Origin of the sequence: Mucilaginibacter sp. KACC 22063, from assembly GCF_028736115.1 — a bacterium.
Lineage (GTDB): Bacteria > Bacteroidota > Bacteroidia > Sphingobacteriales > Sphingobacteriaceae > Mucilaginibacter.
Genome location: NZ_CP117877.1, coordinates 4,018,736 through 4,042,425, shown reverse-complemented (window position 1 = coordinate 4,042,425; position 23,690 = coordinate 4,018,736). Strand labels below are relative to the sequence as shown.

The window sequence follows — 23,690 nt, the reverse complement described above, 5'->3', positions numbered from 1 at the left end:
TAAACCTTGCAGATATATAAATTATTGTATGGGTATTTAACGTCCTGTGTTGCTGATAAAATCATAACCATAAGGTAAAATAATCGCTTAAAAATAACTACTTTTGCGGCTCGAAAATTCCTGTCAATGAGTCAGCCCGTAAAAATCAAAAACGCATTAATTTCAGTCTATTACAAAGACCATCTTGAACCGGTTATCAACGAGCTTAAACGCCTGGGTGTCACGATATACTCAACCGGCGGAACAGAAGCTTTTATACGTAGCCTTGGAGCCGAGGTAGTAGCGGTTGAAGACCTTACCTCATACCCATCAATTTTAGGTGGACGGGTGAAAACATTGCATCCCAAAGTTTTTGGTGGCATACTTGGCCGCCGCAGCCTGGAGCAGGATTTGCAGCAACTGGCTCAATACGAAATTCCGGAAATTGATCTGGTGATCGTTGATCTTTATCCGTTTGAAGAAACAGTAGAATCAGGCGCAGGTCATGATGATGTAATTGAGAAAATTGACATCGGCGGTATCTCATTGATCCGTGCAGCAGCTAAAAATTATAAAGACGTTGTCATCATATCTTCAAAAGACGATTACCAGGGCTTTGAAGCATTGCTTAAAGAAAAGAATGGCGAAACTGATATTGAAGACCGTAAAAAGTATGCTTTAAAAGCTTTTAATATCTCTTCAAATTACGATACGGCCATATTTCAATATTTTAACCAGGATGAGCAGATGCCTGTTTTTAAACAAAGCATTCAGCAAAGCCAGGTATTGCGTTATGGCGAAAACCCGCATCAGCAAGGTGTTTTTTATGGCAACCTTGATGCCATGTTCACCAAGCTTAACGGCAAAGAGCTTTCATACAATAATTTAGTTGATGTTGACGCAGCTGTAGCGCTGATTGACGAGTTTAATGATCCTACTGTAGCTATCTTAAAGCATACTAACGCTTGCGGCGTAGCTACGCGCCAGCATATTAAAGATGCCTGGATAGATGCATTAGCCTGCGACCCGGTATCGGCATTTGGTGGCGTAATCATCGCTAATGAAGAAATTGATGAAGCTACGGCTACAGAAATCAACAAACTATTTTTTGAGGTATTAATTGCACCGGCTTATACTGATGAGGCGCTTGCCGTGCTTACCGCTAAAAAGAACCGTATCATTTTAATTCGTAACCGCGTTGAGCTGCCGGTTAAGCAATTTAAAACATTATTGAACGGTGTTATAGAGCAGGATAAAGACAGCATTATTGAAGGCCCTGCCCAAATGACTGCTGTTACCGAACGCAAACCAACCGAAGAGCAATTGAAAGACCTGCACTTCGCCAATAAGATTGTAAAACACACCAAATCAAACACCATTGTTTTTGCTAAAAACGACCAGTTGCTGGCAAGCGGTGTTGGACAGACTTCGCGTGTTGATGCTTTAAAACAAGCGTTGGAGAAAGCTAAAAGCTTTGGCTTTGATGTAAACGGATCGGTAATGGCTTCTGATGCTTTTTTCCCTTTCCCGGATTGTGTTGAAATTGCAGGCAATGCCGGTGTTGCAGCTGTTTTGCAGCCAGGCGGCTCTATAAAAGACCAGGATTCGGTTAATATGGCTAACGAAAAAAATATGGTGATGGTGACTACAGGCGTAAGGCACTTTAAACACTAATTTTCATTTTAGCTACAATATTCTGTAACTTTTAACGCTTTTAAATGCAAGCGATTAGTGAGGGGTTATTGAGGATTTTTTTTAAACTTTGCAGATATTTCGAAAAAGACATTAAATGGGTTTATTTAACTTTTTTACGCAAGAAATTGCGATTGACTTAGGTACAGCAAACACCCTGATCATACATAACGATAAAGTGGTAGTGGACGAGCCATCAATAGTGGCTATGGACCGCCAGACAAATAAAGTAATAGCCATTGGCCGCCAGGCTATGCAGATGGAAGGTAAAACGCACGAAAAGATACGTACCGTCCGTCCGCTTAAAGATGGTGTAATTGCAGACTTTGATGCTGCCGAGCACATGATCCGCGGGATGATCAAAATGATCAACAAAGGCAAAAGCTGGTTTTTCCCTTCCTTGCGTATGGTGATCTGTATCCCTTCGGGCATTACAGAGGTTGAAAAACGTGCCGTTCGCGACTCTGCCGAGATTGCAGGCGCCAAAGAGGTTTACCTGATCTATGAGCCAATGGCAGCTGCAGTAGGTATCGGTATCGATGTGGAAGAGCCAATGGGTAACATGATCATCGATATTGGTGGTGGTACTACCGAGATTGCAGTTATTGCCTTATCAGGTATCGTTTGCGACCAGTCTATCCGTGTTGCGGGTGATAATTTTGATGCTGATATTGTACAATATATCCGCCGTCAGCATAACATTATGATCGGTGACCGTACTGCCGAAAAAATTAAAATTGAAGTTGGTGCAGCTTTGCCAGAGCTGGCAGATCCACCGGCTGATTTTGCCGTACAGGGCCGCGACCTGATGACAGGTGTGCCTAAGCAGATCACCGTTTCCTATACGGAAATTGCACATTGCCTGGATAAATCAATTTCAAAAATTGAAGAAGCGATATTGAAAGCATTGGAGATCACTCCGCCAGAGCTTTCGGCAGATATTTACCAAACCGGTATTTACCTTACAGGTGGTGGTGCGTTACTACGTGGTTTAGATAAACGTGTTGCTGCTAAAACCAAGCTGCCCGTACACGTAGCCGAAGACCCACTTCGCGCTGTAGTACGCGGTACCGGTACAGCCCTTAAAAATATTGGTAACTTTAAGTTCTTAATGCAATAATTTAATGACTGAATGAGTGAAGGATGGAATGATAGAATAGTTATTCAAACCTTCATTCATTCTATCACTCAATCCTTACAGAGACATGCGTAACCTTTTGATATTTATCAGCAAGTACAACGCATTCTTCCTGTTTCTGATTTTTGAGATAAGTTCACTGGTTATTTACATAAAGTACAACTCTTTTCAAAAAGCTACTTTCATCAATAGTTCAAACCAGGTTACGGGCAACATTTACGGCCGTGTAAATAAGTTGAACCAGTACCTTGCGCTAAGGGAAATAAATGACAGTCTGGTGAAGGAGAATGCCAAGTTGCACAACGAACTGGCATCATCATTCTATGCAGATACAGCAGCCAAACACGAGGTCACAGATACTGTATTCCATCAGCGTTATACTTATATTGCCGCCAAGGTGATCAACAACTCGGTGAACCGGGCTAACAACTACATTACCATTAACCGGGGCAGTAACGAAGGTATTGCTAAAGAAATGGGGGTAATATGCAGCTCGGGCTTAGTGGGCATTGTGGTAAATGTGTCGCCGCATTTTGCCACCATCAGGTCGTTTTTACACAAAGACTCTAAAGTGAGTGCGATGCTGGCAGATACACGGGATATTGGCTCAATGGTGTGGGATGATGAACTTGGCCCGCATACCGGTTTGCTGATAGATATCCCCAACCATGTTAAGCCGCATGTGGGCGAAGATGTAGTAACGTCAGGATTTTCGTTATGGCCTGCGGGTATTAAAATCGGCAAGATCAGTAACCTTAAAGCTAAAAGCGGCGGCTTTTTCCTGAATATGGAAGTGGCTTTATCTGTCGACTTTAGCCGGTTGGAATATGTTTACGTGATTAAAGATAAAATGGCTTTAGAACAGGCTACCCTGGAAGCACAGCAAAAGAAAGATGAGTAGAACGATATTTATAAATCTTCTGCGCTTTTTGGCGCTGGTATTTCTTCAGGTATTCCTGTTGAAAAACCTGACGCTGTACAATCTGTCAACGCCTTATCCGTATATTATCTTTATACTGCTGCTGCCGTTTGAAACGCCAAACCTGCTGTTATTCTTACTGTCATTTATATTAGGACTTACCATTGATGCTTTTTACGATACCCCGGGTTTACATGCATCAGCTTGTGTATTGCTGGCGATGGTTCGCGTTATGTTTATCAGTATCACTGTGCAAAAGGATGGCTTTGATAACGAACCCGAGCCCACACTAAGTGTAATGGGTTTTCGGTGGTTTTTTACCTACGCCACTATACTTACCCTTTTCCATCATTTTTTTCTGTTCAACCTCGAAGTTTTCAGGCTATCTGAAATACGTTACACCTTTATCCGTTTTATATTTAGTTCAATTTTTACTATATTTTTGATGTTGATATCAGGCTTCCTATTTTTTAGAAGCAGGGAACGGAAATGAATACTTTTTTTGCGCGCAGATATGTTATTGCCGGTATATTTATAACGCTTATCGTTGTATTGCTGGCCCGTCTTTTCTATATGCAGATTATGGACGATAAGTATTTACTTGCGTCTAAGAGCAATGTTATTCGCCGTTTTATACAATATCCTGCCCGCGGACCTATACTTGACCGCAACGGCAAGATACTCGTACAAAACGAGCCGGTTTATGACATCACCGTAATACCCAACGAAGTTAAAGCATTTGATACGCTGGAGTTTTGCCGGATGATAGGCATTGATAAAGCCGGTTTCGATAAGCGTTTTACCAAGGCGGTAAAATATTCACCTTACCGCGAATCAACTTTTGAGAAACAGCTGCCTGCCAGGCTCTGGGCTTCATTACAGGAGCGCATGTCAGAGTTTCCTGGCTTCAGTGTGCAGCCGCGTACCATACGCACTTACCCCGATTCATCTGCTGCGCAATTCTTAGGATATATTGGTGAGGTAACCGACCGGGATATCGAGCGTTCGCATGGGTATTACCGTCCGGGTGATTACATTGGCCGTACCGGTGTTGAAAAGGCTTACGAAGATCTTTTACGTGGGCAGCGCGGTGTCAGGAATATGATGGTGGATTCGCGTAATATCCCTAAAGGGTCATTTGCAAATGGGGCTTATGATACCGTTGCCGTTGCGGGTGAGCGTTTGATTTCGTCCTTAGATAGCAAAATACAAAAGCTTGGCGAAAGGCTGATGAAAAACAAGGTTGGTAGTATTGTAGCTATAGAGCCATCAACCGGCGAAATATTAGCTTTTGTAAGCAGCCCTACCTATGATCCAAACCTGATGGTTGGCCGTGAGCGTGGAAACAATGTAAGCAAGCTTTACGATGATCCTTACAACCCATTGTTCATTCGTCCGATACAGGCTTATTATCCGCCAGGCTCATCCTTTAAGCCGTTAAGTGCATTGATTGCTTTGCAGCAAGGTATATTAACCCCGCAGGACACCTATTTCTGTAACGGAGGATATTGGGCTGGTAATCACATGGTAAAGTGTACCCACCATCATGGCGTTACCGATCTGTCATTAGCCATAGCCGGTTCATGTAACGTTTACTTTTGTAGCGTGTTCAATAAGATTATGAACGAGCATGGGGGTAAAAACACCCGCAGTACTTTTGCCGATTGGAAAGAGAAAGTAAACCAGTTTGGTTTTGGTGTTAAGCTGGGTGTCGATCTACCGCACGAGGGGCGGGGTAATGTACCAACACCTTTGCATTATGACAACGTGTTTGGCGCTAACCACTGGCGTGCAACATCTATTATATCACTGGCTATTGGCCAGGGTGAGCTGGAAGCTACTCCGTTGCAGCTGGCAAATATTGAGTGTACCATAGCTAATCATGGTTATTATTATACGCCGCACCTGATCAAAGCTTTTGGCGATAAGAATGTCATTAAAAAAGAATTTACAGAAAAGCATTTTGTGGGTATTGATGCGCAATACTTTGAACCTGTTATCAATGGTATGCAGCAGGTGGTTGAACGTGGTACCGCTGCCGGGTCACGTATACCGGGCATTAATATGTGTGGTAAAACAGGTACGGCGCAAAATCCGCATGGTAAAAACCACTCGCTGTTTGTAGCCTTTGCCCCGCGCGAAAATCCAAAGATTGCCATTGCCTGTATCGTAGAAAACTCTGGCGATGGTGGTACCTGGGCAGCGCCGATTGCCAGTTTTATTGTTGAGCAATACCTGCGCGGCCAAATCACTGCAAGGCCATCAGGCATCCGCCCTGATTATTACGAGAATGCTAACCTGCTGCCGCCAACTCCGGCACAGATTAAAGCCATAAGGACTAAACAAGATAGCTTAAGGCGCATGGGTAAGGATACGTCTAAAAAGCAAAAAGGAGATACCTTGCGTGCTCCGGTTGGTTTAAAGTCGGCGGGTAAGAGAAATAAAAAGGATTCAATCGCACGGATTTACGCTGCCCAGTTTAAACGAAAGGAAGATGGCCAACTATAACAACAGCCCGGCTCAACAACGTGGTTTCTTTTTTAACGTCGACTGGCTAACGGTACTGTTGTACCTTATGCTTTGTGCTATAGGTTGGTTCAATATTCATTCGGCAGTGTATGATGCTAGGCATCCGGGATTTGTTGATTTTGACACCAATTACGGTAAGCAATTTATCTTCATCATGACGTCAATTGTACTTGGCATAGTGATATTACTGCTGGATAACCGCTTCTTTATTGCCTTTGCATCCGTCTTTTATGTCATAACCATCGTTTTATTGATAGCGGTGTTGGTTGTGGGGCGTAATGTAGGTGGTAACCAGGCCTGGATACCCATAGGCAGTTTCAGGCTGCAACCGTCGGAGTTTGCCAAGGTAACTACCTGTATACTACTTGCCCGCTATCTGAGCGGAACAAACATCCGTATTACCGAATGGCGTTCGATGCTTTCAGCAGCTGCTATTATTGGCTTACCCATGCTTTTAATTATGCTGCAGCCGGATACGGGTTCAACGCTGGTATTCTGCTCGCTCATATTTGTACTCTACCGCGAAGGCTTATCTCCCTGGTTTTTGATAAGCATTGGCATGGGGATACTATTGTTTGTACTTGCCTTGTTATTTAATCAGTTGTACCTGGTTATCGGGCTGATAGCCATAGGTGTGCTCATTGTATTATTGTTTAGAAGGCACCGTAATGTTTTAATAACAGTGCTGATAGGTCTGGCTATCTCCATTAGCTTTATATTCAGCGTTAAATACATATACCTGCATGTATTAAAGCAGCATCAGAAAGAACGGATCGATATCTTGCTTGGGCTGACTAATGATTTACGTAAGAAAGGATATAACGTAAACCAGTCTAAAATTGCCATAGGCTCTGGCAAGTTATGGGGTAAAGGTTATTTGCAAGGTACGCAGACTAAATATTCATTTGTGCCTGCCCAAAGTACCGACTTTATTTTTTGTACCGTAGGCGAGGAGTGGGGCTTTGCAGGCTCGGCGGTTTTGCTTGGTTTATATCTATTCCTGGTATTGCGGATCATTGTAATAGCCGAACGGCAGCGATCACCTTTTTCAAGGATATACGCTTATGGCGTGGCATCCGTCATTTTCTTCCACGTAATTATTAATATCGGCATGACGATAGGCCTGGTGCCGGTAATAGGTATCCCATTGCCATTTATCAGCTATGGCGGTTCTTCACTTTGGAGCTTTACCATGTTATTGTTTATCCTGATAAAACTCGACTCCAACCGGATGGGCTTCCTTAGTTAGCGAATCTGCGTTTCAGGAAATCGTAAAACTTATCGGCTGTTGACTGTTTTGCTGCCCAGTTATTTTTGTCAACATAATTGGCTGTTAAGAAGCGATTGGCATCCTCAAAATTATTGAAACGGTTAAGGATCTCAATAGCTTCGCTGTAGGCAAGGCTGTAGCCGTTAAATAAATCACGTACAAACAGCATCTTGTCATTTAAGGTAATGGCAGACTTCAGGTCTTTTACAGGCGCCTGGCTTGAGGCAGGAGCGCTGTATGACGATGCCGCCGTGTTGTTAGCAGCAGTCCTTTGAGCCGATAAACGCTCGTTAAGCGTCATTGGCTTTTCTGGCTCTGATGGTTTTACTTCAGCAGGTTCATGGCTTACTGCAGGGCTGCTATAAGAGAATTGTTGTGCAGTAGAAGTTTCCGTTACCGGTGTTTGTTCTGTAAGAGGCTGAGGTATAACAGGACTTGTATGTTCTTCCGGTTCGCTTTCCCATGTCTTGGTTTCATTGATTTCAAGATTTTGATGAGGTATTTCAGGCTCCGAGCTTCTGATAAATGAAAAACGGTCGTTATCATCAGCGCTACCTAAATCAATGTTAGCAACAGGTTGTTCAGGCGCTTGGGGTGTATATAAAGGCTGGTGGATATGCTCTTCTTCAACAGGGGCAGCTGGCACTTCATCATGAGGGTATACTGGTTCGGTATACGTTTTTATAGGTTGTTGTGCTTCTTCCTCATGAGTTGCCGGCTCTTCATTTATGGGTTGCTCCGTTTCTTCGGGCTGTTCTATACGGAAATGCGTATAAGGTGTACCTGTTTCAGGTACTGGTGCGGCAGCAACAGGGGCTATAAAAGACTCCTGCACCTGTTCTGGTTCTTCGCTTTGTGCAGCATAACTATCAGGGGGAGTTACATCTTCCGTAATTGCAGGTTCTGCATTTGTAACTACATCAAAATTACCATGCTCATGTGTATCCTCTTCCTGCGGTTGGGTGTAATCTTCAAAAGATCCTGTGTGGTCTTTTTCCGTATGTTGCTCCGTTTCAGCTTCGCTGTGATGGTGAAATACGAAGGTGTTTTCCTCCGGCTTTTCTTCCTTTACAGGCGGTTCAAAATGGAACACACCGGGTAAAATAGTTACGTCCGAGGTAAAGGCCGGCTGTGGCTCGGTAGGTATTTCAGGTTCTGCCGGTTTTACAAAAAGTGTAGGATCAATTTCCGAACTTACATCCTGAAAGTAATCGGCTATTGGTTCAATGGCAGGCAGGGTATTTATAGGCAATTCCTCATGTGCAGGCAAGGCCGGTTCTTCATGAGCTGGTAGTGCAGTTTCGCCATGCGGTGGAAGGCTCTTGGTAATATGCTCATTCAGCTTTCTCAGTATCTCCAGGTGGTCTGTCAGAAAGTGAGCGTTTGCAGCAAAAAGTTCAAGTTCAAGGTCGTTTATATGATCACTTTGCGCTTTCAGGTATTCATACTGTTCCACCAATTCATTCAGTATGTTACCTACCTTTTTAAAAACATCCTGTTGCCTCATAAATAGTAATGTTAGGAAAATGCCTATCAAAAATAGTATTAAATTCTGATATTAGCAGGCTCTAATAAGTTATACATGCTGTTCAGCGAAGATGTTTTTAAAAGAAAAAGTGAAGTAGGTGGAAGCATTGAGGTGATATGCGGCTCTATGTTTTCGGGAAAAACCGAAGAGCTGATCCGCAGGTTGCGCCGTGCCCAAATTGCTAAGCTTCGTGTAGAAATATTTAAGCCTAAAACAGATGTACGGTATGACGAAACTGCTGTTGTATCGCATAATCAAAATACCATTCCTTCTATACCTGTCGACCATTCATCGGCCATTTTATTAATGATCACCGATAACGTTGATGTAGTTGGTATTGACGAGGCTCAGTTTTTTGATGATGAACTTCCGCATGTGTGCAATACACTGGCTAACCGGGGTATCAGGGTGATTGTGGCCGGACTTGATATGGACTTTAAAGGTAAGCCCTTTGGCCCTATGCCAGCTATTATGGCCACTGCCGAGTCAGTAACCAAAGTTTACGCGGTTTGTGTTCAATGCGGCAGCCCGGCGCTTTATTCGTACCGTCTGGTGCCCGACGGGGCAAAGATATTGCTTGGCGAAAAGGAAAGCTACGAGCCACGCTGCAGGGTTTGTTATAATGCGGGATAGCTATCATCAAAATGGTGAAACAGCTAAAGCATCCTTTAGTGCGATGAACCGCGCATTTTTGTGAATCCTATCTTCTTCAGGCGAGCCAGAATCTTTTAATTAGTGCGCAGTCAATACCGCAATTTAGTTGCCTGCGGTAGTTTTTTATAAAACAGCACTTTTGAGCATCAGCAAATCATTCTTTATAACAGGGCATTGTATGCGCTGAGAATAGCAAAATGAACTTTTTTTTCGTTACCCAAACACGGCAAGGATAGGCTGGTAGTGTTTAATGAAATTTGGTAAGCCTTCTCAGAAAAATCCTTCGGATGCGGATATAATAAGAAAAGCCACCGTTTGGTGGCTTTTCTGTGATCCCGCTGGGACTCGAACCCAGGACCCCAACATTAAAAGTGTTATGCTCTACCGGCTGAGCTACGGAATCATTTAACTTTGTTTAGAACGTTTAACCGTTTCCTTTAAAGTGGTGCAAATATAGAGTTATTATGTATTTCCTACAAGAGAAATTTTCAATTATTTTAAATCTTTTTTTAGTGCCCTAGTTATGAGGAAAATAATTTTTGCAAATGCCGATTTTGCCTTTATCGCCAGCCAGCAAAATCAATTTACCTTCCGGCGATTTTTTGCAAACGTTAAAACTTTCTTTACTGATGAGCCGCCAGTTTGCACCACCGTCAATCGTTACATTGCTGCCGCTGGTTCCTGTTGAAAGAAATGAATCAAAGCCTAACCAACATATTCCCGATTGGAAACCTCCGGGGGGGATTTGGCTTAACTGCCGTTTATAAGTGCTTTCTTTTACCGCAATATAAGACACGGTAGAATCGCGCTTTGCAGGGTGTTTATAATCGCCGCCAACAAAAACTTCGTAGCCATTTCCAAAAGTTAGTGCAAAAGCCCCTTTACTGTCTGCTGCCTGTGCAATTGGCAATGGCAGGCTTCTCCAAGCTCCTTCATGACCAAACACCAACCTGGATACTGTTCCGCCTGTTACAAAGTTACATTCGCCGTTTGCCTTCAGCATAACCAAGCCGCTTCCGCTTGCAGCAAAAGCCGCCTCACCCGCATTTGCTTCAGGGCCGTCCTTTGTTTGCCATGTTCTGCCACCGTCAGCAGTTTGCAGCATCAAAAATTTTCCAGCCACAGGGTCACCAACAATAAGGCCGTTCTTAGTGTCAGCAAAATCCATGTTATCTAAAAAAACGGCCTTATCGTCGTTATGATAGGCTACCTCCCAATTATTACCCCCATCAACAGTAAACATCACCAAAGCAGGAGTTCCCGAGCTCATGATCACAGCTTCCTTGTCTGAAAAAGCATGTATATCCCTAAAATCGCTTTTCTCGTAACCTTGCACCTGCTGCCATTGCCAGGTTTTACCCCCATCAACAGTAACTGCAAAATATCCGTTACTGCCGCTTACCCAGGCTATCTTATCGCTTACTACAGACATCCCCCTTATGCTACAAGGTTTGCCCTGCTCTATAACCCTTACTGTTTGTGCAATGCTTAACTTTACAATGGTGAACAAGAAAACAAATAGTATATATTTTACGCTTCGCATTTTCATTAGTATTCAATAAAATTTAAGTATGGCTACCGCTGCGCGATGTGATAGTTGTGCCGCGTCATCCCGATAATACTTAACGCGATGAATATAGCCCTTTACAATAATCCTGTTTGCAACAAACCGGTTACATTGCAAATCTACAATAAGGCACCCGTTTACAAAAACACTTGATTTTAAATATTTTAAAGCTGTCGTTATAAAAACTACACGTTTTAAAGAAACCCATAATGCCCAATATAAGCCACATTTTATTATCTTATCGGCATACCAGCATTTAAAACTATGAAAAAGAAAAACGACTTGCTTAGAAATGAGTTAATGCGAATACCCCTGATCATCGTTGGTGTGCTTTGTGCTGCCTTTGGTTTAAAAGGCTTTTTAATACCCAATGAATTTATAGATGGCGGTGTAACCGGCATATCATTGCTTGTGAGTTCGGCTACAGACTGGCCCATCTCCGTGCTTATCATCATCATTAATGTACCATTCATCCTTTTAGGATACCGACGTATCGGTAAGCTATACGCTGTTAAGACCTTTTTAGCAATTTTAGCACTGTCGGCAATACTTTATTTAATTAATTTCCCGCATGTTACCAATGATAAACTGCTTACAGCGGTCTTTGGAGGGTTCTTTTTAGGGGCAGGCATAGGCCTGGCCATGCGTGGGGGCTGCGTAATTGACGGTACCGAAATACTGGCCATGTACATTAATCCACGTTCGGCATTATCAATCGGTCAGATCATCCTGCTGATCAATATCGTAATATTTGGCGTAGCTGCATTTTTGTTGGGCGTACAATCAGCATTGTATTCTGTGCTTACCTACCTGGCGGCTTCGCAAACTATCAATTATATTGTTTTAGGTATAGATGAGTATACGGCAGTAACCATAGTTTCGCCCAAAAGCGACCTGATCAAAAACGTGATCACAAGGCAACTACACCGGGGCGTAACCATATATAAAGGCGAACGTGGTTTTGGCAAAACTGCTTTTGATGATAAACACATTGATATTATTTACACCGTAATCACCCGCCTTGAAGTACCCAGGCTGGTAAGTACAGTGCAGCAGATAGACCCGGCAGCTTTTATTACCACCTACTCTGTATCTGAAGTTAAGGGAGGTTTGATCAAACGCCAGGCGCTTGATCATTGATCTTTATAATGACTTTAGGCGTTGTAAAATCAGGTCAGCGCGATCAGATACATTTGTTTTAGGCAATACTTCAACCTGATAATTTAAAAAATGATAGGTTGCTAAAAGTCTTTCATATTCTGCTATAGCCATATCCAGGCTGTGTTTTCTCTCATTATCCTGTATGTAAATTTCCGGCCATGGCGGCACTACGAAAACTAAATCAGCATACCTGTTGTCGAAGCATAAGCGTTCAATAACGCGTTCTCCGGTTGCAAATTCCAAAGCCGCGGCAGCATCTACCAATCCTCTGTCGAAAAACGTCCATCCATTGTTATTTGCAGCTTGCTGTAGATCATTTAAAGATACCTCAATTGCTTTTCTGGCAAAAGCAGCAAGATCTATCCATGGTAGAGCATTACCTGCTGCATTTAATTCGTCGGCTATAATACGCCTGCCGGGTTCTTCAACAACTGAATACCCCCGGCGGCTAAGTTCAGTTAATAGTGTAGACTTTCCTCCGCCCGAGCAGCCTGAAATCACTACAAACTGACGCATAGAATAATATAGGTCTGTTATTAATCAACTCTTGTAAATACCTCTGTACGGCCAATAAGTGAGATACCTACGTAACCGCGTATTTTAAGCTTTCTGCCGTCCAAAGTCATTTTACAGCTGTAAGTTTTTCCGCTTTTAGGGTCATAAATTGTCCCCTCTTTATATACATTGTCGCCGTCATAAACAAAGTCTTTAAGTAATTCGAGGCCAAGCTCGGGGCGGCTGCGTAAATTTTCGTCAGGGTTATGTATATCAGTTTTTGGTTTGCCATTGGCATCATTGGGGTATTTGATCCAGCTAAGTTTGCCAAAAAACTTATCCCCCTTTTTGTATATGGTGATGTGGCCTTCGCCGGTAGGATTTTGCCATTTACCCAAAATGGCATCAGCGCCTTGTGCAAATAACATTGCGGCAAACAGCATAAACGCTGTAAGCGCAAACGAAAACTTCTTGATCATAAAATTTTAGTTTATTGGTTACAAACTAATATAGCTGATTGCAGCTGGTATTGCAAACTATAGAATATGTTTTTTAACTATAGATGATAAATCGGCCAGGTCAAACGGCTTTTTAATATATCCATCGGCCAGGCCTGCTTCAGCAATCTCTTTAATGTTACTTACAGCCGAGATCATGATAACCGGTATATGGCTGGTTGAGGGATTGGTTTTTAATTCTTTGCTAAGCTGCTGACCGTTGGCATCGCTTTTCCAGTCGGTAAGCCAGTTATCTAGTAAAATAAGGGATGGCTCAATATCTTTTATGCTTTTCAAAATCTTGGCATTCTCTGATGATATCACTTCATAACCGTCTTGCTGCAAGGCATAAGAGATGGTATCTCTTATATCTTTATCATCCTCAATTACCAATATCTTTTTAGGCATAACTATAATGTATCTTCAACAACTCATTAAGCCTGTTTAACTCATCAGGCTGTGCCTATATAAACAATCGTAAGGCGCAGTTTTGTTTTAATAATTCATTAAAATTTAAACTAAGCGTATCAATTGATACATTTCGGCAGGTTTATTTTGCATAACAGGTGAAATGCGTTTGAAATGCACATATTGCGGCGAACATTGGTGATGATTAAAATCATCCTCCGTTTGCCACTCTTCAATCATAATGTATTCTCCCTTGTGGTCTTTAGGCTGGTAAATTTCATAGGATAAGCAACCTGCCTCGTTTACTGAAAAATCGACTAACCTTTTCAGCTCCTGCTCAAACGTTTCCTCTGCATCTGATGTGCATTGCAAAACATTAATTACTTTAACACTCATAATCAGGTTTTGTAAGTTATAGTTTTATCTGGCTAACCAGACGAACAACATGGCCAGCAATGCCGGCATTGCCTGTACCACAAAAATCTTTTTTGATGCCGTAAGCGCACCGAAAATTCCTGCTACAGCTACACATCCTAAAAAGAACAAACGGATATTGATTGCCCACTCCGGATTTTCAATTAAAAATGACCAGACCAAGCCAGCGACCAGGAAGCCATTGTAAAGGCCCTGGTTGGCTGCAAAACGCTTCGTTGGCGTAAACAGTTCTTGGGGCAAAGATGTTGAAAACACTCTTTTACCCGCAGTTTCCCAAGCAAACATTTCCATCCACAAAATGTAGCAATGCTCTATTATAACGGCGATAGTGAAAATAACTGATAAATAAACCATTGTATATTTTTTAAGCGTAATCAATACAAGTTGAATTTAAGCTTTTAATTCTATTTTAGTTGCGTTTGATTTTGTGTTATTCTAAAATACGCAAGATGTGCGGCTACGCTTGTCGCTAAGATCCGTTATCAGTTTGCAGGTACCGTTGATATGGCCAGCAAATCTGTCAAACCCGCTGTAACATTTTTTAATTCATAGGGTCTTAGAACGAAATGATCTTTTTATAAGTATGAAATTTTTTTACCTCTTGCTTTTTGTGTTTTGCTTTAGCTATAATCCTGTTAAAAGCCAAATGCAAACACCTGTTGCCGGTTTAGGTGCTCCGATAGTGGACAAACGTGTTGAGCTGATTTGTATCGCAGCAAGATTGGCCGATTTCGAAGAATATAATAATGAATACAATAAGTCTTATGTACATGATATTCATCAATATTTCGATGGGTTTAAAGACCATCCTTTAATTAAGTATATGAAGCAAATGCGGGAGGCAAATGGAATTGGGTATGATGCTGTAGTATCAATGGCTGTTCACTTAAAACCACCTCCGGCGCTTAAGCCTGTCGTAAATTTTAATGATTCCATTCCTGATAAAAGGTATGGTACGCGGGCAGATGCGCTGAAATTTGCTACGCTAATACGAGACTTTTATAATGATACGAATTTTGAGCATTTTTTTAATGCCCATCAAGACAAGTATAAATCGGTTGTTGAACGGTTTTCACCGGTTTTTAATAAGTTTGATGCTCAGTGGTTCTCTAAATACTATGGCCTTGCACCTAAGGGTTCTTTTAATATCATTATCGGTGTTGGAATGGGTGGTAACAATTACGGCCCTAAGGTGATATTCCCTAATGATGTTGAAACGATCTATGCGATAATGGGCACCTGGCGGTTTGACGGGGAAGGCCTGCCGATGTTTGAAGAAGCTTCATACTTACCTACGCTGGTTCATGAATTCAACCATTCCTTTGTTAACTATCTTACACATAAGAATAGTGCCGCGCTGCAAAATTCCGGTAGCCAAGTTTTCACAGCTTTACAAAGCCGGATGCAAAAACTGGCTTATGGCGACTGGGAAACAATGCTAAGTGAATCTTTAGTGCGGGCATCGGTGGTACGCTATCTCATGGATCATAGCAAGGATAGCGTTGCCGCTGAGCGCGAAATGCAATATCAGCAATCCATCGGTTTCTTATGGATCAGAGACCTGGTAACGCTTTTGGGTAATTATGAAGCTAATCGGAACCGTTACCCAACATTAGAAAGTTTCATGCCTGAAATTGTTAACTTTTACAAGCAGACAGCTACAGATATACCGGTCATCATTTCAAATTATAAGAAAAAGCAACCGCATGTGGCTTCCATTGCTCCATTTAGTAATGGCAGTAAAAATGTTGATCCTTTAACTACAGAAGTGAAGATAACATTTGATAAGCAGCTTGCAGGTAAAGGTTACTCTATAAACTTTGGGAAATCTGGCAAAGCGCATTTTCCCGTTGTTAAGGTGATCGGCTATACCGACAATAACACAGCCGTCGTATTACAGTTAGCTCTTAAGCCTGATTTTGACTATGAATTCGACCTTACCGGAAGCGCATTCAAGACTGCTGACGGCTATCCGTTAGAAGACTTGAATGTACACTTCAGGACTAAGAATTAAATGTGCGGCTACATTTGCCGCTGAAATTTGTTATCAGTTTGCAGGTATCGTTGATATAGCCAGCATAACGCTTGTAATAATGCTGATAATAATAAGTATGAAAATCACACCTGTTTTTATTGAATTTATATGATGCCCGGGCTTAATTACCCAACCCCTAACCGTGGGTATAACAAGCAACGATACACAGGTCGACATCATGAACCCCAAAGGTAACAGCATAGCATAAGGAGCCTTGATGATAGGTGATTTGCTGGCATCATTAATTATAGCAGGTATGCATAGCGCATTCCAGATAATAATAATTGCAATAGCTGCACTTTTTTTAATGGGAAAGCTTCCAGCTGCTTGTGTCCGTATAATTTCTTCTTCTAAATGACCCGGTAAGGGATCTCTTTGGAGTAAGAAACCGGTGCTTTCAATTTGTTTAATTAAATAGGCCGCATTAGTGGATAGGAATATAATGTTGTTACTATAGTTAGCTACCGTATGATTAATACGGATTCCCTTTCGCAGGCCAAGAAACTGATTTTCCACTGTTAAAGAAACAACATCAGACGGCCGAAAAACTACCGTACCAACAAGGGATATCGATAAACTTAACTGATACGGCGTTACGGTTAATTTAGCAAAAGGATAGGTGGCGCGTCCGTTGCCTATTTCCCCACCGCCGGTTACTTCAAATTCGGTCATGATTGGTTATACAGCAGATGAGTTACTATCAATGCCATTTGATGGGGACTTTATATGATATATTGCACTTGTTTTAACTCTCTGATTAAATAGTTTAATAATCTGAAGATATCAGGATTTATCAGATGAAAATGATAAAGCTGTAAATTTAAGACCGTCATCAGCAGTTAAAGGTAATTCTTTTGCAATTGCCTGTTTAATTTTACTATTACTAACAACATAGCTTTCTGTCAGTTTATCTAAACGTTCAGTAGTTAAAGGTAGGTATAATGTATTTCCGATCTTAGCAATAAATCGAATCAGCCCTGGAGATAAACTCCATAATTTCGGCTTTTTATTGAGTGAGGCTGATAGAATCTTTATAACATCATTAGTAGACAGGGGTTTATCATCAGCAACTTGATAGATACCAGAAGCAATGTTGTTTTTCTCGATTAGTTGACTAATAATAAAGCATAGATTTTCAATGCTTAAAAAAGAGCGTAAATTGTCAAATCCAGCTAAAGGGTAGGGGATTCCTTTTTTAACAAAATTATATAACAAATTAAGATTGCCTTTATTTCCAGGGCCATGAATCATACATGGCCGTAATATGTAATAAGACTTATCATCTGGTAACTGCTGGCTTTGGATATACTGTTCAGCCATCAATTTAGATTTGCCGTAATCAGTTTTAGGATCAGGTATCATATTTTCTGTCAAGACACCTTCAACACTGTCTGCGGCAGCTTTTACAGAGCTGACAAATATAAATTTCTTTGCATTTGAATGTAAAAAGCTATCATACAATTTTTTTGTCAGCTCATAATTAACATCGTAGTAATCTTTAGGATATGAAACTTTTTTTAAATCATGAGCTTTACCAGCAAGATGAATAACTACATCACAATCTTCTAATTTTGATGATGTAATTGTTTGAAGCTCATGTCTTGTTAAAAGCTTAAGGTTTAATTTCAATTTTTCAAAATATGAAACAATATTTCTACCCGCAAAACCACTACTACCTGTTATACAAATATTCATACTTTGTTATATTGAGTCTGGTTCATTAAACAACGTAGCTATCTTTTTTAAAGATAGGCCAATAATATGGTGCATGTCATAGTACTTGTAATCTCCGAGACGTCCACCGAAAATCACTTTACTTTCTTTTTTTGAAAGTTCACTATAAAGTTTAAACAGTTTATTGTTTTTATCATCGTTTACCGGATAATAAGGCTCATCTTCTTTTTTCCATTCTTTTGGATATTCCCGGGTTACAACAGTTTTTGGCTGTGTACCAAATTCAAAATGCTTATGCTCTATTATCCTGGTAAATGGAGTTTCTGAATCTGTATAATTAACTACAGCATTACCCTGGTAGTTAGAACTATCGATAATTTCGTTTTCAAAGTGAAGGCTTCTGTATTCTAAAATGCCAAATTTGTAATTATAGAATTCATCTATCATGCCGGTATAAACAACTTTATCTGCTAAACTGTCAAAGTAGTCTTTGTCTGATAAGTAATTTACGCCTAACTTAATTTCTATTCCATCTAAGATCTTCTCTACTAATGCAGTATACCCACCTATTGGGATACCTTGATAATTATCATTGAAATAATTATTGTCAAAAGTAAATCTAACAGGCAAACGTTTAATTATAAAAGCTGGTAAATCCGTTGCTTTACGCCCCCATTGTTTTTCAGTATACCCTTTAATTAGTTTATGATAAATATCTGTTCCGACTAATGATAACGCCTGCTCTTCTAAATTAGCAGGCTCTTTTATATTTAATTTCTCAATTTGAGATTTTATTATGGCCTGGGCTTCATCAGGTGTTTTTACTCCCCACAGCTGATGAAAAGTATTCATGTTAAAAGGCAAATTGTACAACTCGCCGTTATAGTTGGCCAGTGGTGAATTTGTATACCTATTAAACTCAACAAATGAATTTACATAATCCCAGATCTTTTTATTGCTTGTATGGAAAATATGTGCCCCATATTTATGAACATTAATATTTTCAATATTTTCGGTATAAGCATTACCACCAATGTGTTTTCGTTTATCAATAACCAAACACTTTTTTCCTCTTTTTTTCGCTTCGTGGGCAAAGACAGAGCCATACAGGCCAGCACCTACAATTAAAAAATCATATTTACCCATTATTTTCTGTACTTAAAGTAACTGATAATAGCCCAAGTTGTTAAATAATAAACGCTTTTAAAAAAACCTAGTTTTTCTATATTATACAAAACCTTAAAATGGGGCAAAATAACTTTTTTCTTCTTTCGGCTTGCTGATGATCCTAAAATTCTATAATTAGCTAGCACTTCAGTATTCCCGTATGCAATTTTAACCTTTTTAATAATTTCAAGCCAGTATACGTAATCGTCCCTAAGACTTTTCATGTCTTCGCGTAAATATACTTTACCAAATTTTTCGGTATTGTACAATCCAGTAAGGCAGGATATTGAACACGTTTTAAGTAGGTCTTTATAAGTTAATTTTTCAGGAACAATAAAAGGGCGCAAAATTTCATTTGAAAACTCATCCATGCGTGTATGAGATGAATAAACCAGCAATGCTTGCTTTTCATCCATTAATTTTAATTGTTTTTCTAAAAAGTCTGGGTTCCAGGTATCGTCTGCATCCAATAAAGCAATATACTGCCCTTTTGCTCTTTTAATCCCATTGTTACGAGCCGCAGCTGATCCACCATTTAATTGGGTTACAAGATTTATTCTTTTGTCACTTAAACAATATTGCTCAACTATGGCTGGGCCATTATCTTTAGAGCCGTCGTTTACAATAATCATTTCCCAATGTGGATACGATTGATTTAAAACCGAATCAATCGTTTGTGAAATAAACCGCTCTCCATTATACATGGGTGTTATAATAGAAACTAACCCTTTTTCCATTTATAATTTCTTCTAATGTAAAATTTTACTAATTCATTGAACATTATTAGTCTTCCTAATAACATTTGATATATACGCCTTTTACTTTTTCCAACATTTGCAGGCGTGAAAGTATTACTATGTCTTCTGTATAAAATTAACGGCTTTTTGTAGAAAATAACTTTTCCTATCATTTCCGCAACAAGACCTATCCATAAATCATGCCCTATTTCTTTCGTATCAGGAAAGGGCAGGGCTACATCCAGAATTGTTTTTCTAAAAGCCATGCATGAACCATAATAAGAACTTTTAATTACGTTTTTAATGATGCCCTTACCAGACTTAAAATATGAAAAGAAAGAAGGATGCAAAGTATTAAGTTGTTCATCAACTATAATTGAATCGCTGATGGCTAAATCGTAGTCCTTCAATAGATTTATCATTTCTTCATATTTATTTTCTATCCAAATATCATCCTGATCTGATAAAAAGATATACTCGCCTTTGGCATAGCTTAATGCATTTTGAAAGTTTTTAATCGGGTCGCGAAAATTATTTGAAGTATAAAGTTTGATTCTTGGATCAGGTATACTTCTTACAACTTTTACAGTATTATCTGTAGAGGAATCATCTGATATAATTAATTCATCATTTGGTTGCAGTTGGATCAGAATAGAATCTATCTGTTCCTTAATAAATTTTTCTCCATTATATGAAGCCAGACAAACAGAAACCATTATTTAAATTCAGATAAAAGTTCTTTCATATCACTTATCGCTCTGTCCCATGAAAACTGTTTAATAAATGAATTGCCATTCTGAGCAATTTTTATCCTGGTATCATTGTTATGGATTAAGAGTTTTATCTTCTGCACCATATCATTTACATCTTCACGCTTGAAGTTTAAACCAGTATTGCCGTCAATTACAAAGTCTTTAAATCCACCAATATTGGTAGTTATTACAGCGCAACCACATAACATGCTTTCTGCAACTGGCAAGCCCCAACCCTCAGAATGGGAGGGAGATAAAAAAATAGCTACTTCGTTGTAGAGCTTTCTTAGTGTTTCGCGTTCAGGCTGTTGATAATATTCAATCCATTCGGCTAAATTTTCCGGCCTTTGCGGAACGCCAAACATTTTAACTTTAAGATTAATATCACTTTTTTTTAAAATATTAATTGCTTCCAAAGCTTCAGTACAACCTTTGGCTGGTGAGGTATGGTAAAGCATCATAACAGATGCCGGTTCGCGGGTTTCTATTGGATTATTAATGTAAAATTCATCAAAATTTAACCCATTAAAAATCTTTTTTGCCGGGTTGTCGGCAGTGGAAACAATTTCTTTTAACCAAGAGCTTATTGCTATTTTATGCATTGGAAAATTCCATGTATTTTTTACCCTTTGCTGCCATCCTTTTTTTATTGCCAAGAGCAGTTCTGACTCATTGCCTTGTATGAAATAGATCTTTTTACCTTTTTTATCTGGATATTCTATTACGTGTTCTGCAGTTTCCCATGCGGTTGCAACAACAAAATCAGCGTTTGGAATAAGATAAGATTTTGGAATAAACACCCATTTGTTTTTTACTTTAGAATCTAGATTAAACCATTTTTTATAGAATCTATAAAATAATAAGCAATAGAGATATCTACCTAAACCAATTATGAATGAATGTGATTTATATAACCATGCAACATGAACAATCGTTATGTCCATTCCAGTAGCAGTTAGTCTGTTTGCATATTCATAAACTATTCTGAACCCACCAACTGGATATGTGCCACGGCCCGGAAGTATAAAAGTTAAACTAGTCTTTTTTGTAGTCATATTCCGAACTTTTAATACTTTGCATCATATCATACCTTTCCATTATTTCTGCTTCGTCGCTTTTCTCTATAAAAAAGTAATTTCTGTAAGGAGTTTGTCCATATCTAATACCTGGATCTTTGAAGTGTAACGTTAATCGCATGAGTATGAACAATGATGGTACGATAAGTAAAACCAGTTTCCTTTCTCGAATCAAGATAAGCCTATCAAGCAAGCAAAACATAAAGGCTATGCCAAAATTGAAGTAATAAGAAAATCTGTCAGCAACTTCTTGAACTTCTTTAAAAAGAATGTTAATGACTATGTAGAATAGGAATAATTTTATCAATAATTGCTCAGAAGATGTCAATTTGATTGTTCTTATTCTCATTGCCAGCAACACTAAAAATATAAAGTTAAGTATGCTTGTAAAACTAACACTACGCTTAAAATTAAAACCCTCTACCAATGTAACTGCTTTAGAAAGTACTGCTGTTAATGTACCACCTACAATGGGTTCCAATGCTTTTAAACCAAAAGTTATGATTGGGATAGTAATAAACAATGATATGAAATACAGAATTACTAGAACTAGTATTCCTTTAAATGATAAGTTTAGTTTTTGAAAAAGGTAAAAAATAATAAATATTACTGCTGTAAAATGAAACGTTAATGCTAAGGCTGTAAACGGTAAAAGTTTTCTTAACTTAAGCTTACCATCACTAAATGCAAATAAAACAATGTGAAATGCTATAGACTGTCTTAAAATATCAAATTCCAAAAAGGTTGTAAGTATCAGGATTAGTGCTAAAAAAACAAGCTTATTTGAAAACTGGTTGTGTTTGATAAAGTAAAATAGCGAGGCTGTATTAAATACAGTAATTATGAATACAAAAAAACTGTAATTAATTCCTATGCCTTTGCAAAGTGAAACAAGTATTTTAAATCCCGGCTCGGTAAAATCTGTTGAAAAATCCAGATTCCCATTCTGAAATAATTTTGTCAGGCTAAAAGCCTCATCATACATTCGTAAATACGATAGCCAATCGCTTCCTATTTTATATCTAAAGCCGACAAAAATCAAAATGAAGAAAAAACCAATAATAAATATGTTTTTTCTGATTAATTGAAGTTTGTAATCATCTTGTTTTACAAAGTCCAGCGATGCTGAAAATCCAAAAAATAAAAAAAATAAATAATATAAGATCATACCTTATCTTTTATATTTTTTAATTTTTTATAGATGAAAGGCGTATGTTTTTTTAAGATATCAATCAACTTGCCAAGTATTGTTACTCTTACATAAAACATATATACTTTTAAGCTTAATGCCGGCCGGCCTTTGTATTTCATAGCAATTTTACGGTCTTCGGCAAAACCGATGTACCTGTTACCATGAGAATAGCCCACCATATCAAAACTTGATATGATATTATCAATATATAATGTCTTATGCTTAAAGAAAAATGTTTTATATATGAAATCGAAATCTGCGGCAACCTTAAACCCAACATCAAAAAGGTATTTTTTATTTAAATCAGTTCTGGTAAACATACTTTGGTGTACCATCAGTTGCTTCCAGAAATTTTCTGAATGGCCGGGTTTATGTATTGAGCTGCTATTGCCTTTTCTCTTTTCCGTATTACCGTATATCATCTCAACGTTTTCAAGCCCGGTATTATTAAATACCTGCTCAATGGTTTGAGCACTGTAAAACCAATCCCCGGCATTCATAAAGTTCAACCACTCACCAGATGCTTTGTTTATACCCTTATTCATCGCATCATAGATGCCTTTATCCGGTTCAGATATCCAATATTTTATACGATTTTCATATTTTTTAATTACATCAATAGTGCCATCTGTTGATGCACCATCAATAATAATATATTCCAGATTGGAATAAGATTGGTTAATGACGCTTAGAATTGTCTGCTCTATGGTATCAACACTATTAAAAACTACTGTTATAATTGTTACTAATGGTAAGCTCAATTTAAGTGTATTTTATTGTCTATG

24 protein-coding genes and 1 tRNA gene are annotated in these 23,690 nt (G+C 39.3%); 9 read left to right on the top strand and 16 right to left on the bottom strand.

All coding sequences use genetic code 11. The features are described 5' to 3' along the window. Window positions 1–126: 126 nt before the first annotated feature. The 6 genes from purH (at window position 127) to rodA (ending at window position 7,506) form a co-directional block, all read left to right on the top strand. Window positions 127–1,653, top strand: a complete 1,527-nt coding sequence (gene purH / locus PQ461_RS17525; RefSeq protein WP_274206835.1) for a bifunctional phosphoribosylaminoimidazolecarboxamide formyltransferase/IMP cyclohydrolase — start codon at window positions 127–129, stop codon at window positions 1,651–1,653. A gap of 115 nt (window positions 1,654–1,768) precedes the next feature. Next, window positions 1,769–2,791, top strand: a complete 1,023-nt coding sequence (locus PQ461_RS17520; RefSeq protein ID WP_274206834.1) for a rod shape-determining protein — start codon at window positions 1,769–1,771, stop codon at window positions 2,789–2,791. Window positions 2,792–2,876: 85 nt separating this feature from the next. Next, entirely contained in the window at window positions 2,877–3,710 is an 834-nt protein-coding gene (gene mreC / locus PQ461_RS17515; RefSeq protein ID WP_274206833.1) for a rod shape-determining protein MreC, read from the top strand. Then, window positions 3,703–4,221, top strand: coding sequence for a rod shape-determining protein MreD (locus PQ461_RS17510; protein WP_274206832.1), 519 nt, complete (start codon window positions 3,703–3,705; stop codon window positions 4,219–4,221). The genes mreC and PQ461_RS17510 overlap by 8 nt, the downstream gene beginning before the upstream one ends. Next, window positions 4,218–6,236, top strand: coding sequence for a penicillin-binding protein 2 (gene mrdA / locus PQ461_RS17505; protein ID WP_274206831.1), 2,019 nt, complete (start codon window positions 4,218–4,220; stop codon window positions 6,234–6,236). The genes PQ461_RS17510 and mrdA overlap by 4 nt, the downstream gene beginning before the upstream one ends. Further along, the gene (gene rodA, locus PQ461_RS17500) at window positions 6,223–7,506 is read left to right on the top strand and encodes a rod shape-determining protein RodA (protein WP_274206830.1); all 1,284 of its coding nucleotides are present in this window, start codon (window positions 6,223–6,225) and stop codon (window positions 7,504–7,506) included. The genes mrdA and rodA overlap by 14 nt, the downstream gene beginning before the upstream one ends. Here the strand turns inward: rodA and PQ461_RS17495 are convergent. After that, entirely contained in the window at window positions 7,499–9,034 is a 1,536-nt protein-coding gene (locus PQ461_RS17495) for a DUF8457 domain-containing protein (RefSeq protein WP_274206829.1), read from the bottom strand. The two genes, rodA and PQ461_RS17495, sit on opposite strands and share 8 nt — an antisense overlap. A gap of 75 nt (window positions 9,035–9,109) precedes the next feature. Between PQ461_RS17495 and PQ461_RS17490 the strand changes: the two genes are divergently transcribed. Beyond that, entirely contained in the window at window positions 9,110–9,688 is a 579-nt protein-coding gene (locus tag PQ461_RS17490) for a thymidine kinase (RefSeq protein ID WP_274206828.1), read from the top strand. A 351-nt stretch (window positions 9,689–10,039) separates the two neighbouring features. Here PQ461_RS17490 and PQ461_RS17485 read toward each other — a convergent pair. Together PQ461_RS17485 and PQ461_RS17480 are read right to left on the bottom strand one after the other, a co-directional pair. After that, window positions 10,040–10,112: transfer RNA gene (locus PQ461_RS17485), tRNA-Lys, on the bottom strand. 114 nt (window positions 10,113–10,226) lie between these two features. Next, window positions 10,227–11,258, bottom strand: coding sequence for a WD40/YVTN/BNR-like repeat-containing protein (locus tag PQ461_RS17480; protein WP_274206827.1), 1,032 nt, complete (start codon window positions 11,256–11,258; stop codon window positions 10,227–10,229). A 282-nt stretch (window positions 11,259–11,540) separates the two neighbouring features. Between PQ461_RS17480 and PQ461_RS17475 the strand changes: the two genes are divergently transcribed. Next, complete coding sequence (locus PQ461_RS17475; RefSeq protein WP_274206826.1) at window positions 11,541–12,416, top strand: YitT family protein; 876 nt, start codon at window positions 11,541–11,543, stop codon at window positions 12,414–12,416. A 3-nt stretch (window positions 12,417–12,419) separates the two neighbouring features. Here the strand turns inward: PQ461_RS17475 and PQ461_RS17470 are convergent, their stop codons facing one another. The 5 genes from PQ461_RS17470 to PQ461_RS17450 form a co-directional block, all read right to left on the bottom strand. After that, window positions 12,420–12,953, bottom strand: a complete 534-nt coding sequence (locus PQ461_RS17470; protein WP_274206825.1) for an AAA family ATPase — start codon at window positions 12,951–12,953, stop codon at window positions 12,420–12,422. Window positions 12,954–12,973: 20 nt separating this feature from the next. Next, window positions 12,974–13,411 (bottom strand): DUF2147 domain-containing protein, encoded by a 438-nt coding sequence (locus tag PQ461_RS17465; protein WP_274206824.1) that lies wholly within the window; start codon window positions 13,409–13,411, stop codon window positions 12,974–12,976. 57 nt (window positions 13,412–13,468) lie between these two features. Next, the gene (locus PQ461_RS17460; RefSeq protein WP_274206823.1) at window positions 13,469–13,837 is read right to left on the bottom strand and encodes a response regulator; all 369 of its coding nucleotides are present in this window, start codon (window positions 13,835–13,837) and stop codon (window positions 13,469–13,471) included. 105 nt (window positions 13,838–13,942) lie between these two features. Next, window positions 13,943–14,233: an antibiotic biosynthesis monooxygenase family protein gene (locus PQ461_RS17455; RefSeq protein WP_274206822.1), complete on the bottom strand. Its 291-nt coding sequence runs from the start codon at window positions 14,231–14,233 to the stop codon at window positions 13,943–13,945. Window positions 14,234–14,257: 24 nt separating this feature from the next. Continuing rightward, entirely contained in the window at window positions 14,258–14,626 is a 369-nt protein-coding gene (locus tag PQ461_RS17450; RefSeq protein WP_274206821.1) for a DUF1304 domain-containing protein, read from the bottom strand. 229 nt (window positions 14,627–14,855) lie between these two features. Here PQ461_RS17450 and PQ461_RS17445 point away from each other — a divergent pair, with 229 nt between their 5' ends. Continuing rightward, entirely contained in the window at window positions 14,856–16,286 is a 1,431-nt protein-coding gene (locus tag PQ461_RS17445) for a DUF4932 domain-containing protein (protein WP_274206820.1), read from the top strand. Between the two features lie 33 nt (window positions 16,287–16,319). On the opposite strand, the gene PQ461_RS17440 is transcribed toward PQ461_RS17445, so the two are convergent. The 8 genes from PQ461_RS17440 to PQ461_RS17405 all read right to left on the bottom strand — a co-directional run bounded on the left by PQ461_RS17440 (window position 16,320) and on the right by PQ461_RS17405 (window position 23,666). Next, window positions 16,320–16,979 carry a hypothetical protein gene (locus tag PQ461_RS17440; RefSeq protein ID WP_274206819.1) on the bottom strand — a complete coding sequence of 220 codons (660 nt, stop codon included), beginning with the start codon at window positions 16,977–16,979 and terminating at the stop codon, window positions 16,320–16,322. Between the two features lie 111 nt (window positions 16,980–17,090). Further along, window positions 17,091–18,002 (bottom strand): NAD-dependent epimerase/dehydratase family protein, encoded by a 912-nt coding sequence (locus PQ461_RS17435; RefSeq protein ID WP_274206818.1) that lies wholly within the window; start codon window positions 18,000–18,002, stop codon window positions 17,091–17,093. Window positions 18,003–18,008: 6 nt separating this feature from the next. Continuing rightward, window positions 18,009–19,127 carry a UDP-galactopyranose mutase gene (glf, locus tag PQ461_RS17430; protein ID WP_274206817.1) on the bottom strand — a complete coding sequence of 373 codons (1,119 nt, stop codon included), beginning with the start codon at window positions 19,125–19,127 and terminating at the stop codon, window positions 18,009–18,011. Then, on the bottom strand, window positions 19,127–19,885 hold the full coding sequence (locus tag PQ461_RS17425) for a glycosyltransferase family 2 protein (RefSeq protein WP_274206816.1): 759 nt from the start codon (window positions 19,883–19,885) through the stop codon (window positions 19,127–19,129). Before PQ461_RS17425 ends, glf begins: the two co-directional genes overlap by 1 nt. Beyond that, window positions 19,870–20,601, bottom strand: a complete 732-nt coding sequence (locus PQ461_RS17420; RefSeq protein WP_274206815.1) for a glycosyltransferase family 2 protein — start codon at window positions 20,599–20,601, stop codon at window positions 19,870–19,872. Before PQ461_RS17420 ends, PQ461_RS17425 begins: the two co-directional genes overlap by 16 nt. Beyond that, window positions 20,601–21,692: a glycosyltransferase family 4 protein gene (locus PQ461_RS17415; RefSeq protein WP_274206814.1), complete on the bottom strand. Its 1,092-nt coding sequence runs from the start codon at window positions 21,690–21,692 to the stop codon at window positions 20,601–20,603. The genes PQ461_RS17420 and PQ461_RS17415 overlap by 1 nt, the downstream gene beginning before the upstream one ends. Then, window positions 21,673–22,881: an EpsG family protein gene (locus PQ461_RS17410; RefSeq protein WP_274206813.1), complete on the bottom strand. Its 1,209-nt coding sequence runs from the start codon at window positions 22,879–22,881 to the stop codon at window positions 21,673–21,675. The genes PQ461_RS17415 and PQ461_RS17410 overlap by 20 nt, the downstream gene beginning before the upstream one ends. Further along, window positions 22,878–23,666 (bottom strand): glycosyltransferase family 2 protein, encoded by a 789-nt coding sequence (locus PQ461_RS17405; protein WP_274206812.1) that lies wholly within the window; start codon window positions 23,664–23,666, stop codon window positions 22,878–22,880. Before PQ461_RS17405 ends, PQ461_RS17410 begins: the two co-directional genes overlap by 4 nt. Between the last annotated feature and the right edge of the window lie 24 nt (window positions 23,667–23,690).